This is a genomic window from Streptomyces sp. NPDC056296 (genome assembly GCF_042268605.1).
GTDB lineage: Bacteria > Actinomycetota > Actinomycetes > Streptomycetales > Streptomycetaceae > Streptomyces.
Genome location: NZ_JBHJRX010000110.1, coordinates 1 through 13190, shown reverse-complemented (window position 1 = coordinate 13190; position 13190 = coordinate 1). Strand labels below are relative to the sequence as shown.

The 13190-nt window shown below is 72.7% G+C and carries 13 protein-coding genes and 1 rRNA gene; 3 read left to right on the top strand and 11 right to left on the bottom strand.

The genetic code is table 11. The features are described 5' to 3' along the window. Positions 1-102: 102 nt before the first annotated feature. The 5 genes from ACFCZF_RS40030 to ACFCZF_RS40010 form a co-directional block, all read right to left on the bottom strand. A complete protein-coding gene (locus tag ACFCZF_RS40030; RefSeq protein WP_376675851.1) occupies positions 103-1248 on the bottom strand; it encodes a glycosyltransferase family 4 protein in 1146 nt (381 codons plus the stop codon). Between the two features lie 312 nt (positions 1249-1560). Next, positions 1561-3303, bottom strand: coding sequence for a DNA repair protein RecN (gene recN / locus ACFCZF_RS40025; RefSeq protein ID WP_376675850.1), 1743 nt, complete (start codon positions 3301-3303; stop codon positions 1561-1563). 142 nt (positions 3304-3445) lie between these two features. Beyond that, positions 3446-4351: an NAD kinase gene (locus tag ACFCZF_RS40020; RefSeq protein ID WP_375924702.1), complete on the bottom strand. Its 906-nt coding sequence runs from the start codon at positions 4349-4351 to the stop codon at positions 3446-3448. Continuing rightward, positions 4348-5163 carry a hemolysin gene (locus ACFCZF_RS40015; protein ID WP_376675849.1) on the bottom strand — a complete coding sequence of 272 codons (816 nt, stop codon included), beginning with the start codon at positions 5161-5163 and terminating at the stop codon, positions 4348-4350. The genes ACFCZF_RS40020 and ACFCZF_RS40015 overlap by 4 nt, the downstream gene beginning before the upstream one ends. A gap of 7 nt (positions 5164-5170) precedes the next feature. Continuing rightward, positions 5171-5467 (bottom strand): hypothetical protein, encoded by a 297-nt coding sequence (locus ACFCZF_RS40010; RefSeq protein WP_375924698.1) that lies wholly within the window; start codon positions 5465-5467, stop codon positions 5171-5173. Between the two features lie 42 nt (positions 5468-5509). Here ACFCZF_RS40010 and ACFCZF_RS40005 point away from each other — a divergent pair, with 42 nt between their 5' ends. Further along, a complete protein-coding gene (locus ACFCZF_RS40005; protein WP_376675848.1) occupies positions 5510-5857 on the top strand; it encodes an SCP2 sterol-binding domain-containing protein in 348 nt (115 codons plus the stop codon). Here the strand turns inward: ACFCZF_RS40005 and ACFCZF_RS40000 are convergent. From ACFCZF_RS40000 to ACFCZF_RS39985, 4 genes are all read right to left on the bottom strand, one after another. Then, the gene (locus ACFCZF_RS40000; RefSeq protein ID WP_376675847.1) at positions 5841-6728 is read right to left on the bottom strand and encodes an ABC transporter ATP-binding protein; all 888 of its coding nucleotides are present in this window, start codon (positions 6726-6728) and stop codon (positions 5841-5843) included. The two genes, ACFCZF_RS40005 and ACFCZF_RS40000, sit on opposite strands and share 17 nt — an antisense overlap. Then, entirely contained in the window at positions 6725-7744 is a 1020-nt protein-coding gene (locus tag ACFCZF_RS39995; RefSeq protein ID WP_376675846.1) for a FecCD family ABC transporter permease, read from the bottom strand. Before ACFCZF_RS39995 ends, ACFCZF_RS40000 begins: the two co-directional genes overlap by 4 nt. Before the next feature lie 77 nt (positions 7745-7821). Further along, complete coding sequence (locus ACFCZF_RS39990) at positions 7822-8868, bottom strand: FecCD family ABC transporter permease (protein ID WP_375924690.1); 1047 nt, start codon at positions 8866-8868, stop codon at positions 7822-7824. Positions 8869-8960: 92 nt separating this feature from the next. After that, complete coding sequence (locus ACFCZF_RS39985) at positions 8961-9998, bottom strand: HAD hydrolase-like protein (protein ID WP_376675845.1); 1038 nt, start codon at positions 9996-9998, stop codon at positions 8961-8963. A gap of 72 nt (positions 9999-10070) precedes the next feature. Between ACFCZF_RS39985 and ACFCZF_RS39980 the strand changes: the two genes are divergently transcribed. Then, positions 10071-11363, top strand: a complete 1293-nt coding sequence (locus ACFCZF_RS39980; RefSeq protein WP_376675844.1) for a DUF1015 domain-containing protein — start codon at positions 10071-10073, stop codon at positions 11361-11363. Between the two features lie 67 nt (positions 11364-11430). Here the strand turns inward: ACFCZF_RS39980 and ACFCZF_RS39975 are convergent, their stop codons facing one another. Then, positions 11431-12189 (bottom strand): hypothetical protein, encoded by a 759-nt coding sequence (locus ACFCZF_RS39975; RefSeq protein ID WP_376675852.1) that lies wholly within the window; start codon positions 12187-12189, stop codon positions 11431-11433. 63 nt (positions 12190-12252) lie between these two features. Here ACFCZF_RS39975 and ACFCZF_RS39970 point away from each other — a divergent pair, with 63 nt between their 5' ends. Beyond that, a complete protein-coding gene (locus tag ACFCZF_RS39970; RefSeq protein ID WP_376675853.1) occupies positions 12253-12978 on the top strand; it encodes a hypothetical protein in 726 nt (241 codons plus the stop codon). A 121-nt stretch (positions 12979-13099) separates the two neighbouring features. Here the strand turns inward: ACFCZF_RS39970 and rrf are convergent. Beyond that, positions 13100-13190, bottom strand: a 5S ribosomal RNA gene (gene rrf / locus ACFCZF_RS39965); the annotation flags it as partial.

Sequence of the window (13190 nt, the reverse complement as noted above, 5' to 3'; positions counted from 1 at the left end):
TCCATCACTACAATCACCACCGCCCCCACACCGCAACCGGCGGCAAACCACCCGTCACCAGGTTGACCAACGTCCCTGGGCAGTACACCTAGACCAGGGCGCCTAGAGCAGCGGCGTGGGCTGCGTCAACTCGTCGTAGACGCTGAGGACCTGGGCGACGGTCTCGTCCTCGGTCGGCCAGGTGGCCGCCTGCCGTACGCCCCTGTCCTTCAGCTCCTCGCACCGCCCCGGGTCGGCGAGCAGCCGGACGACGGCGTCGGCGAGGGCCTCCGCGTCCCCGTCCGGGACGAGTTCGGCAGCGTCGCCGACGAGCTCGGGGATGCCGCCGACGTCGCTCGCGACGAGCGGCACGCCCGCGTGGAGGGCCTCCTGGGCGAGGACGGAGCGTGCCTCCCGACGGCTCGGCAGCAGGGCGAGGTCGGCCGCCGCCAGAAGGTCGGTGACGTCGTCGCGGCTGCCGATGAGCACCACCGGCAGTCCTTCGTCCTCGATCCGCCGCTGCAACTCCGCGCGCAGCGGGCCCTCCCCGGCTACGACGACCAGCGGTACCGGGTCGAGCCGGCGCCAGACACGGGCGGCGTGGAGCATGACGTCGTAACCCCGGTGCCCCTCCAGGGAGCCGACCGCGATCAGCAACGGGCGACCGATGGCGCCGAGTTCGGCCCGGACCTTCGGGCGCCGCCGGTCGGGGTCGTCGGGCTCGACCGGCGGGCACGGCCGGGCGGGGAGCGCGACGGGACCGAGCCGGGCGTCCCGCGCGCCCGTACGCCGTGCCCGGTCGACCAGCTCCGAGGTGGCGCCGAGCACCACGGTGGCGGCCTTCATCACCCGTCGTTCCAGCACGCGCAGCAATTGGGCGCGCGCTCCCTCGGCATGGACCCGGTCGTGCCAGGTGACGACGAGCGGAGTACGGACCCGGCGTCCGCCGAGGGCCAGCGCGGCGCGGAAGGAGGCGTGCAGCCCGTGCGCGTGCACCAGGTCGGCTTCCGCGCACACCGCCCGCAGCGCGGCGACGGACACGGGATCGCTGCTGCGCGGCACGTGCACGTGGTCGGCTCCGGCGCCCGTGAAGTCGTAGGTGCGTTCCGCATCGGCGGGGGCGCACACCGTCACTTTCACGCCCCGTGCGACGAGCCCCGCGGCCAGGGAGCGCACGTGCGTGCTGCTGCCGGCGTTGCCGCCGCCCAGTACCTGCACGGTGCGCAGCGGCGACTGGCCGTGCGGTGAGTGGCTGCTCACGGGGGTCACGTGGCCGGGAACTCCTGGTTTCGGCGGGGGACGGTCACGAAGAACGTACAGAAGGATGGTGCGGAGAGGGCGCGCCGCGCGGTTTCCAGCGCGTTACTCCGTCAAGGATGCCAGGCCGTACGGGTGTTCCGGGAACGACGACCGTCCCGCGCGGGCGACCTTCGGGGCAACGGGACGGGGCCGGTTCACTCACACGAGTGAGCGTGCCGCCTCGCTCACCTTCTCCCCGTACGCCGTCGCGGCCAGGCCTACGCGTCCGACCGCGCCGTCGCGGCCGGGCCTACGCGTCCGACCGCGCCGCCGCGGCCGGGCCTACGCGTCCGACCGTGCCGTCGCGAGCAGTTCCTCCGCGTGGGCCCGGGCCGTCTCCGAGTCCTCCTGGCCGGCCAGCATCCGGGACAGTTCGCGGATCCGTTCCTCGCCCTCCAGCACCTTCACTCCGGAGCGGGTCACCGAGCCGTCGTTCGTCTTCTCCACCAGCAGCTGCCGGTCGGCGAACGCGGCCACCTGCGGCAGATGCGTGACGACCACGACCTGCGCGCTCCTCGCGAGGCGCGCCAGGCGCCGCCCGATCTCCACCGCCGCCTTGCCGCCGACACCGGCGTCGACCTCGTCGAAGAGGTACGTCGGCACCGGATCCGTGCCCGCGAACACGACCTCCACGGCCAGCATCACGCGCGACAGCTCACCGCCGGACGCGCCCTTGGCGATCGGCCGCGGCGGCGCGCCCGGATGCGGGGCGAGCAGCAGCTCGACCTCGTCGGCGCCCGACGGCCCGTACGCGACCGCGCGTCCAGCGACCTCCACGCCCTCCGGGTCCTCGGTCTGCCGGATCTCGAACGACACGCGCGCGTGGGGCATCGCGAGCGAGGCCAGCTCCGCCGTCACCGCGGCGGCGAACCGCTCCGCGGCCTCCGTGCGCGCGTCCGTCAGTGCCTGTGCCAGCCCGCCCAGCTCCGTCCGGAGCGCGTCCCGCTCGGCGGTCAGCTCGCCGATCCGCTCGTCGTCGCCGTCCAGCTCGGTCAGCCGCGCGGCGCTCTGCTCGGCCCAGTTCAGAACGGCGGTGACGTCCTCACCGTACTTCCGCGTCAGCGCGGTGAGCGCGGCCCGACGCTCCTCGACCGCCGCCAGCCGCAGCGGATCGGCGTCCAGGTCGTCGGCGTACCCGGCCAGCTCCCCGGCGACGTCGCGGAGCAGGATCCCGACCTCGCCGATCCGCTCGGCGAGCGCGGCCAGCGCCGGGTCGTGCGACCGCACGGCGTCCAGGGCCCGCTGCGCGCCCGCGACGAGCGTCGCCGCGTCCACGCCCTCGGGGTCCTCCGGGTTGCCCGCCAGGGCGGCGTGAGCGGCCGTGGCGGCCGACGCGAGCGCCTCGGCGTGGCCCAGCCGCTCCGCCTCCTCGGCCAGCTCCACGTCCTCGCCGGCACGCGGCTCGACGGCCGACACCTCGTCGAGGCCGTAGCGCAGCAGGTCGGCCTCCTGGGCGCGCTCACGCGCGCGCGTGGTGATCTCGTCCAGCTCCGTGGCGACGGCCCGCAGCCGTCGGTAGGCCTCGGCGTACTTGGCGAGCGGTCCGGCGACCGCGTCACCCGCGTACCGGTCCAGGGCCTGCCGCTGCCGGGACAGTTTGAGCAGACCCTGCTGGTCGGTCTGCCCGTGCACGGCCACCAGTTCGTCGGCCAGCTCGGCGAGCATCCCCACGGGCACGGACCGCCCGCCCAGGTGCGCGCGCGACCGTCCCTCGGCGGACACGGTACGGCTGATCAGCAGCGCCCCGTCGTCCAGCTCGGCCCCGGCCTCCTCGGCCCGGACGGCGACCGCGGCGTCCCCGGGCACGGCGATCCGCCCCTCGACGACCGCGCTCTTCGCCCCGATCCGCACGAGCGCCGCGTCCGCGCGTCCGCCCAGCAGCAGCCCCAGGCTGGTGACCACCATGGTCTTGCCGGCACCCGTCTCACCGGTGACAGCGGTGAACCCGGGCGACAACTCGACCACGGCGTCGTCGATGACCCCGAGCGACCGTATCCGCATCTCCTCAAGCACGGACACGACCATACGAGGTCGAGCGTACGAAGTGCGACCGCCCCACCTCTGTCACCCCGGGTGAGCAGGTGCCGCTCAGGGGCGCGGGGAACTGCGCGACCAGCCACAACGCACCCGAGGCCGCGGTCGCGCCGAAACCACCCCATCGAGTCCGCTAATGCGGCGCCCCCCGCCACCCTGACACCGGCAACGCGAACTTCGCCACCAGCCGGTCGGTGAACGACGCGTGGTGCAGCCGAGCCAACCGCACCGGCACCGCCCCCCGCCGCACCTCCACCCGCGCCCCCGGCGGCAGCTCCACCGTCCGCCGCCCGTCGCACCACAGCACCCCCGGCGGAATGTGCGGCAGCACCTCCACCGCGAGCACCGAGTCCGGCGAGGTCACCAGCGGCTTCGCGAACAGCGCGTGCGCGCTGATCGGCACCATCAGCAGCGCCTCCACCTCGGGCCACACCACCGGCCCCCCGGCCGAGAAGGCGTACGCCGTCGATCCGGTCGGCGTCGACAGGACGATGCCGTCGCAGCCGAACCCCGTCACCGGCCGCCCGTCGATCTCCAGCACGACCTCAAGAAGCTTCTCGGCGCCGGCCTTCTGCACGGCGGCCTCGTTCAGCGCCCAGTCGGTGTGCACGATGTCGCCGTTGCGGTGCACGACGACGTCGACGGTCATCCGCTCCTCGACCTCGTACGCCCGGCTCACCACCCGGTCGACGACCTTGTCGAGGTCGTCGCGCTCGGCCTCCGCGAGGAAGCCGACCCGGCCGAGGTTGACGCCGAGCATCGGCACCCCGGAGGCGCGGGCGAACTCCGCGCCGCGAAGCAGCGTCCCGTCACCGCCCAGCACGATCAGCAGCTCACACCCGTCGAGGCACTGCGGAGTGGCCTCGCCGACCAGCTCCACCTCGCCCGGCAGCGGCAGGTCGCACGCCTCCGCCTCCAGGACACGCACCCCCAGCCCGGCGTTCAGCAACCCCTTGACCACGAGCTCCGCGCTGCGGATGGCCGCGGGGCGCCCGGTGTGGGCGAGCAGGAAAACAGTACGAGCTCGGTTCTGTGTCAACGCGGCCCCTCCGCCACTGCACGGTCAACGTCGGCCGGGTCCAGTTCGTCGGCCCCGGCCCGCAGCCACAGAAAGTACTCGACGTTCCCGGAGGGACCGGGCAGCGGACTGGCGGTGACCCCCTTCACTCCGAGTCCCAGTTCCCAGGCCTTGCGGGCGACTCCCCGTACGGCCTCGGCCCGCAGCTGCTCACTGCGTACCACTCCCCCGCTGCCCAGCCGCTCCTTCCCCACCTCGAACTGCGGCTTCACCATCATCACCAGGTCGGCGTCCGGCCGCGTGCACCCCACCAGTGCGGGCAGTACCAGTCCGAGCGGGATGAAGGACAGATCCCCCACGACAAGGTCCACGGGCTCCCCATCGATCGCTTCCGGCGTCAACTCGCGTACGTTCGTACGGTCCTTGACGGTGACGCGTTCATCCTGCTGGAGAGACCAGGCGAGTTGTCCGTAACCGACGTCGACGGCGACGACGTGCCCCGCGCCCGCCCGAAGCAGTACGTCGGTGAAGCCTCCGGTGGACGCGCCGGCGTCCAGCGCCCGCCGGCCCTCGACGACGAGCCCCTGCGGTACGAAGGCGTCGAGGGCGCCGGCGAGCTTGTGGCCGCCGCGCGAGACGTAGTCGGGGTCACTGTCGTCGGCGGTCACCACGATCGCGGCGGCGGTCTCCACCTGCGTGGCGGGCTTGGTCGCGACGGTCTTGCCGACGGTGACCCGCCCGGCGGCGATCAGCTGGCTGGCGTGCTCGCGCGAGCGCGCCAGCTTGCGGCGGACCAGCTCCGCGTCGAGACGGCGGCGTGCGACTCCTGCCACGTTCGGTTCAGCTCCTAGGGACGTACGTCGATGGGGGCGCCGGAGGTCCCGGGCGGGCGTCGAGCGCGGTGAGCGCGTCGCGCAGCCCCCGGTGTACATCCTCGTACACCTCGACATGTCCGTCCGTGGCCAGGTGGTCGGCGTCGGCCAGCCGCGCCAGCCGGGCGTCCACCTCGGCGTTACCGGTGGGGGCGCGGGGGACGTCCAGGGGGGCGGGCGCGGCGGGGTCGTGCTCCGGCGCCCGCGCTTCGGTCGGCTCCCCGTCGGTCGCCTGTGCCGTCGGCTCCGGTACTGCGTCGCTCATGCCCCGACGCTACCGCGTACCACTGGGGTACGGTCGGTCCCGATGGCGACGACTGAGGAGTGCCGCGCCGCACTCGACAAGCTCTCGGACAACATGCACAGCGCCGAAGGGGACGTGCGGTCGGCCACCGAGCTGGACCGCTCGGTGAGCTGCCACATCACCGACCTGGACGTCACCTTCGCCGGACGCATGGCGGACGGCCGGATCGACGTGCGCGAGACCCTTGCGGGGCCGCCGCGCGAGAAGGCCGAGATCAGGCTGGCGATGACCGGCGACGACCTGGTGGCCCTGGTCGGCGGCGAGCTGAACTTCGCCAAGGCCTGGGGCTCGGGCCGGGTGAAGCTGGAGGCGGGCCTGCGGGACCTGTTCCGCCTCAGGAAGCTTCTGTAGCCGCCACCTTCTCGAGCTTGGCGCCGGCCCCGCCACGTGCTTTGCGCGCGGCCGGCACCACCAGCGGCGTACCCGTCTCCGGGTCGTCGATGACCTGGCAGCGCAGCCCGAAGACCCGCTCGACGAGTTCGGCCGTGACGATGTCCTTCGGCGCGCCCTCGGCGATGATCTGCCCTTCACGCAGGGCGATGAGGTGGGTGGCGTACCGGGCGGCGTGGTTGAGGTCGTGCAGGACGGCCACGAGCGTGCGGCCCTGCTCCTCGTGGAGTTCCGCACAGAGGTCGAGGACGTCGATCTGGTGCTGGATGTCCAGGTACGTCGTCGGCTCGTCGAGCAGCAGCAACGGGGTCTGTTGGGCGAGCGCCATGGCGATCCACACGCGCTGGCGCTGACCGCCGGAGAGTTCGTCGACGTAGCGCTCGGCGAGTTCCGAGATGCCGGTCTGGGCCATCGACTCCTGGACGACCCGCTCGTCCTCGGTCGACCACTGGCGCAGGATGCCCTGGTGCGGGTAGCGGCCCCGGCCGACGAGGTCGCCGACGGTGATCCCGTCGGGCGCGATGGACGACTGCGGCAGCAGACCGAGGGTCCGCGCGACGTGCTTGGCGGGCATCGACTGGATGACCGATCCGTCGAGCAGCACCCGGCCCTGGGCGGGCTTGAGCATCCGCGACAGGGCCCGCAGCAGGGTGGACTTGCCGCACGCGTTCGGGCCGACGATCACGGTGAAGGAGTTGTCGGGTATCTCCACCGACAGCTTCTCCGCGATGACCCGCTGGTCGTAGGCGAGGGTGACGTTCTCGGCGGTCAGGCGGCTCACGTTGCTCCTTTGGTTGTTCAGGCCGCTGCGGGTACCGGCACCGGCGCTCATATCCGGCCCGCCTTGCGTTCGGTGACCAGCAGCCACAGCAGGTAGACGCCGCCGAGCACGCCGGTGACCACGCCCACGGGCAGCTGGTCGGCGCCGAAGGCCCGCTGCGAGACGAAGTCGGCGGTGACCAGGAGGGCGGCGCCCATGCACAGGGACGGCAGCAGGTTGGGGCCGGGCGAGCGGGTCAGGCGCCGGGCGAGCTGCGGCGCGGTGAGCGCGACGAAGCTGACCGGCCCCGCGGCGGCGGTGGCCGCGGCGGTGAGCAGCACGGCGGCCACCATCAGCAGCGCCCGCACGCGCTCGACGCGCACTCCGAGGGCGTACGAGACGTCGTCGCCCATCTCCATCATCCGCAGCGCCCGTCCGTTGGTGAGCACGAGCGGGACGAGTACGGCGCACAGCGCGAGCAGGGGCCAGACGTGGTCCCAGTCGCGGCCGTTGAGGGAGCCGGTCATCCAGACGACGGCGCGGGAGGCGTCGACGATGTCGGCACGGGTGAGCAGATAGCCGTTGACGGCCGTGACGATCGCGGACACGCCGATGCCGACCAGGACCAGCCGGTAACCGTGCACGCCCCGTTTCCAGGCGAGCAGATAGATGGCGAGTCCGGTCACCAGGCCGCCCACGAGCGCACCGACGGTGACCTGCGCCGAGCTGCCGGAGAACAGGACGATCATCGTGAGGGCACCGGCGGTCGCGCCCTGCCCGAGGCCGAGCACGTCCGGGCTGCCGAGCGGGTTGCGCGAGATGGCCTGGAAGAGCGCACCGCCCACCCCGAGCGCGGCGCCGACCAGCAGCCCGACCAGGACCCGCGGCAGCCGCAGTTCGTTGACGATGAACTCCTGACTGGCGTTGCCCTCGCCGACGAGAGTTCTGAGCACGTCGGCGGCCGGTATCTCGAAGTCGCCCGTGCCGATGAGTACGACGCTCGCCGCCAACGCGACGACCAGCAGCAGCACGACGACGACAGTGGCCCGGACGTCCAGCCGGAACGACAGCCCACCCGGGCTTCGCACCGCTCGGTTCGTCTTTCCGGCCTTCCCGGCATTCCCGGTCTTCCCGGCTTTCCCGGTCTTCCCGGCTTTCCCGTTCTTCACAGCTGGGCCGTCCTCCGCCGTCGTACGAGATAGATGAAGACCGGACCGCCCAGGACGGCGGTGACGATGCCGACCTGCAGCTCCGAGGGCCGTGCGACGATCCGGCCGAGGATGTCCGCGCCCAGCAGCAGCACGGGCGACAGGATCGCGGCGTACGGCAGGATCCAGCGCATGTCGGGGCCGGTGAAGGAGCGGACGATGTGCGGGACCATCAGTCCGACGAACACGATCGGCCCGCAGGCGGCGGTCGCGGCCCCGCACAGCACGGTCGCGGCCAGCATGGACAGCGCCCGAGTGCGGTTGAGATTGGCGCCGAGGGCCTTGGCGGTGTCGTCGCCCATCTCCATGGCGTTGAGCGGCCGGGAGAGCGCGAGGGCCAGGACCGTGCCCGCCACGAAGAACGGGAGCACCTCCTTGATGGTGCCGTTCGTCGCCGACGAGAGCGAACCGACCGTCCAGAAACGCATCCTGCCCAGCGCCGCGTCGTCCATGATCATCACGGCCTGGAGGTAGCCGAACAGCGCGGCGCTGATCGCGGTACCGGCCAGCACCAGCCGCACCGGCGTGGCCCCCCGGCTGCCGCCCAGGAACCAGACCAGTGCGCCGACCCCCGCCGCACCGGCGAAGGCGAACCACACATACCCCGTCAGCGAGGTGACGCCGAAGAAGGTGATGGCCGTGACGACCGCCGCCGAGGCGCCCGCGTTGATGCCGAGCAGACCTGGATCGGCCAGCGGATTACGGGTGAGCGCCTGCAGTACGGCTCCCGCGAGGCCGAGCGCGGCACCGGCGAGCAGACCGAGCACGGTCCGCGACAGCCGCTCGCTGACCACGACGTCGCCGTACGTGCCCGAGTCGTGGAACAAGCCGTGCCAGACCTGCGCCAGGGACAGGTCCTTCGCGCCGATCGCGATACTCGTCAACGCGATGAGCACGAGGACCGCCGCCGAGACGGGCAGCCCGACGGCACGTAGGACACGGCGCTTCGGGGGCGGCGCGGGGGCGGTCTCCGCGCGCTGTTCGGGGGGACTGTCGACCAACACCCGGTTAGGTTAGCCTACCCTGCCAATCGATCACGATCCCGAGGATCTTTCCTGGCTCCGCCCGCGGCCGGGCTCCTGCCCCGTACGACGGCTCACAACCCCAGTCGCGCCAGCGCCTTCCCCGAGTCCAGTCCGCACCCGGCCTCCCCGCCCGCCGTCCAGGCCGCCGCACACAGCGCACGCAACCCGTCCAGCGCCGCGCCCTCGCCCTCCAGCTCCAGCCGCTCCACGCCGGCCGTGGCCGTCCAGCCGCCGCAATGGAACCCACCGTCCCCGTCTCCGCCGCCCGTGACCTCCGGCTGCCCGGTGAGCATCCCGCGCAGATCGGCGTCGACATACGTCGGCCGGTGCTGAGGCGGTGCCGCCAGCAGCTGCGCCCCGTCGGTCACGCCGGTCAGGACGAGCAGCGAATCGACCTCCCCGTTGAACGCGCCCTCGATGTCCGTGTCCAGCCGGTCGCCCACCACCAACGGTCGCTGCGCGCCGGTGCGCAGGATCGTCTCCCGGTGCATGGGAGGCAACGGCTTCCCCGCCACCTGCGGATCGGCCCCGGTGGCGATCCGCACGACCTCCACCGCCGCGCCGTTGCCCGGTGCGATGCCGCGGGCGCCCGGAATCGTCAGGTCGGTGTTGGAGGCGTACCACGGCACGCCGCGCGCGATGGCGTAGCAGGCCTCCGCGAACCGCCCCCACGGCAGCTCGGGCCCGCCGAATCCCTGCACGACGGCCACCGGATCGTCCTCCGCGGACTCCACGGGCTCCAGGCCGCGCTCCCGCAGCGCCACCCGCAGCCCCTCGCCGCCGATCACCAGCACCCGCGCCCCCGACGGCACCTGCTCGGCGATCAGCCGGGCCACCGCCTGGGCCGAGGTGATGACGTCGTCGGCACCCGTCGGTATGCCCAGCTCGGTCAGATGCTCGGCGACCGCGTCGGGGGTCCGGAGCGCGTTGTTCGTGACGTACGCCAGACGCATGCCGCCCGCGCGGGCGGTGGCGAGCGAGTCGACCGCGTGAGCGATCGCGTTCCCCCCTGCGTACACCACGCCGTCCAGGTCGAGCAGCGCCGTGTCGTACGCCTCGCTCAGGCCCCGCCCACTGCCCTCGGGCCTCGTCCTGACGCTCCGGCTCATTGCACATCGCTCCTCGTTCGACGCCTTTCCCCCGATCATCCCCCATGCCACTGACACACGTACGATGCCGGGATGAACACAGCAGGTCACCCGGAAGCAACGGCGCGCCGGGGCCTGGAACTCACCCCGTTCCGAGGCCTCCGCTACGACCCCGACCGGGTCGGCAGTCTGGCCGCCGTGACGTCCCCGCCCTACGACGTCGTGGTCCGCCCCGACGGCCTGCTCCACCTCGAGTCCGCAGACCCGTACAACATCGTCCGGCTGATCCTGCCCCAGGCCGCCACGCCCGAGGCGCGCAACGACCAGGCCGCCCACACGCTGCGGCGCTGGATGGCCGAGGGCGTCCTGACCGCCGATCCCGAACCGAGCCTGTACGTCTACGAACAACGCGACGGCGACGGCATGCTGCAACGCGGCATCATCGGCGCCCTACGGGTGTCGGACCCGACGGAGCAGGTCGTCCTGCCGCACGAGGACGTCATGCCGCACGTCGTCGCCGACCGCGCGGCGCTCATGCGGGCCACCTGGGCGAACCTCGAGCCCCTGCTCCTCACCTACCGCGGCAACGGCCCCACCGCGGCCACGACCACCGTCGTGGAACGCACCGCCGAGCAGCCGCCGCTTCTCTCGACGACCACGGAGGACGGCTTCTGCCACCGCCTGTGGGCGGTGACGGACCCCGACGACCTGTCCCGCGTCCGGGCCGAGCTGGCACGGCACCAGGCCCTCATCGCCGACGGCCACCACCGCTGGGCGACCTATCGCACGCTCCGCGCGGAGCACCCCTCCCCCAGCCCCTGGGACCACGGCCTGGTCCTCCTGGTCGACACGGCCCGCTACCCGCTCCGGGTGCGCGCCATCCACCGCCTGCTGCACGACCTCCCGGTGTACGACGCCGTGGCCGCCCTGGACGGCCACTTCCGCGTCCGCCGCCTCGACATGCCGCCGGCCGAGTCCATGGACGCCCTGGCGAAGGCGGCCGAGGCGGGCAACGCCTTCCTGCTCGCCGGCGACGGCGCCTTCCACCTCGTCGACCGGCCGGACCCCGGCCTGCTGGCCCGCACGGTCCCCACCGACCGCCCCGAGGCCTGGCGCACCCTGGACGCCACGGTCCTGCACGCCACCCTCCTCGCCCATGTCTGGCGCATCCCGGAAGACTCCGCCGCCCACATCTCCTACATCCACGACATGGCGGCCACCGTCGAGAAGGCCGAACGCGACGGCGGCACTGCGGTGCTGATGCACCCGGTCCGTGAGGAGGTCGTCCGCGAGCTGGCCCAACAGGGCGTCACGATGCCCCGGAAGTCGACGTCCTTCGGCCCGAAACCGGCCTCGGGCCTGGTGCTGCGCACGCTGGACCTGTGAGTCGGCACGACGACGAAGGGGCGGGACCGTACGCCGGTCCCGCCCCTTCGTCGTCACGCCATGGACGTCAGTCCTTCTCGCCGTCCGCGTCCTTGTCCGCGCCGCTGTCCTCGGCGGAGGGGCTCTCCACGGTGCCCTCGCGCTCCTCGTCAAGGGCGTCCATGAACTCGACGCCGTCCAGCTCGGCGAGGCGGTCGGAGGCGTCCGTGCTGCCGTCCCGGTCGGACTCCACGGCCTTCGCGAACCACTCCCGCGCCTCCTGCTCCCGGCCGGCGGCCAGCAGCGCGTCGGCGTAGGCGTACCGCAGTCGCGCGGTCCAGGGCTGTACGGAGTTGGAGGCCAGCTCGGGGCTCTGCAGCGTCACGATGGCCGCGTCCAGCTGCCCCATGTCCCGCCGGGCGCCGGCCGCGACGAGCCGCATCTCGACCTGACCGGCCTTGTCCAGCTTGTGCACCTCGGGGGCACCGGCCATGTCCAGCGCCTTCTCGGGCCGACCGAGCCCGCGCTCGCAGTCGGCCATGACCGGCCACAGCTCGACGGACCCGGTCATCCGCCGCGCGGCCCGGAACTCGGCCAGAGCCTCGCTGTACTTCTGGTTGGCGTACGCGGCGAACCCGCCCGCCTCCCGTACGGCGGCGACACGGGACGCCAGACGCAGAGCGATCTTGGAGTAGGCGTACGCGGTCTCCGGGTCCTCGTCGAGAAGCCGGGCGACCATCACCAGGTTCCTGGCGACGTCCTCCGCAAGCGTCTTGGGCAGGCTCTGAAGCTCCTGCCGTACGTCCTTGTCGATCTCGTCGCCCGTGACCTCCTCGGGAATCGGCAGGCGCTTGATCGGCTCGCGGTCCCGGTCGCGGTCCCGCTCCTCACGGAAACGGCCACCGCCGCCGTGCCGGTCGTCACGCCCGCGGAAACCACCGGGCCGCCCGCCTCGGTCATCACGCTGCGGCCCACGCCCCCCGCGGTCGTCCCGGCCTCGGTACCCGCCACGCTCACCACCGCGACTGTCATCACGCCGACCGAAACCGCCGCGCTCGCCACGATTGTCGTCACGACGGAAACCACCACGGTCGCCGCGGTCGTCACGACGGTAAGGGGGACGCTCGCCGCGGTCGTCGCGACGGTCGTCACGGCGGTCGTCACGGCGGTAGGAGGGCCGGTCACCGCGGTCGCCGCGGTCGTCCCGGCGGAAGGACGGCCGGTCACCGCGGTCACCGCGGTCACTGCGGTCATCGCGACGGAAGGAGGGACGGTCACCGCCCCGGTCATCGCGACGGAAACCGCCACGGTCCCCGCCACGGTCACGGTCATCACGACGCGGCCCACGGTCACGGTCGTCACGACGCCCGAACCCACCACCACGGCTGTCATCCCGACGGTCCTCCCGACGGTCGTCCCGCCGGTCGTCCCGCCGGAATCCAGCGCGCTGCCCACCGCGGTCGTTGCCACGGCTGTCATCACGCCGGCCGAAGCCGCCACGCTCGCCGCGGTCGTTGTCGCGACGGAAACCGCCACGGTCCCCGCGCTGACCGCTTCGGTCACCGCGGTCACCACTGTCCCGTCGCCGCTGGTCGCGCTCCGGTCGATCGTCGGGCGAGTTGGTGGACATCGGTGACTCCTGTCTTCGGTACTGCAAGTCATTCTCGCGCAACCGGGTACCCGGTGCGCCCTGGAAAAACGAAAGGACCCCTGGTCCCCAGCTGAACGCTGGGGACCAGGGGTCCTTTCCAAAGATTGTTCGGCGGCGTCCTACTCTCCCACAGGGTCCCCCCTGCAGTACCATCGGCGCTGTAAGGCTTAGCTTCCGGGTTCGAAATGTAACCGGGC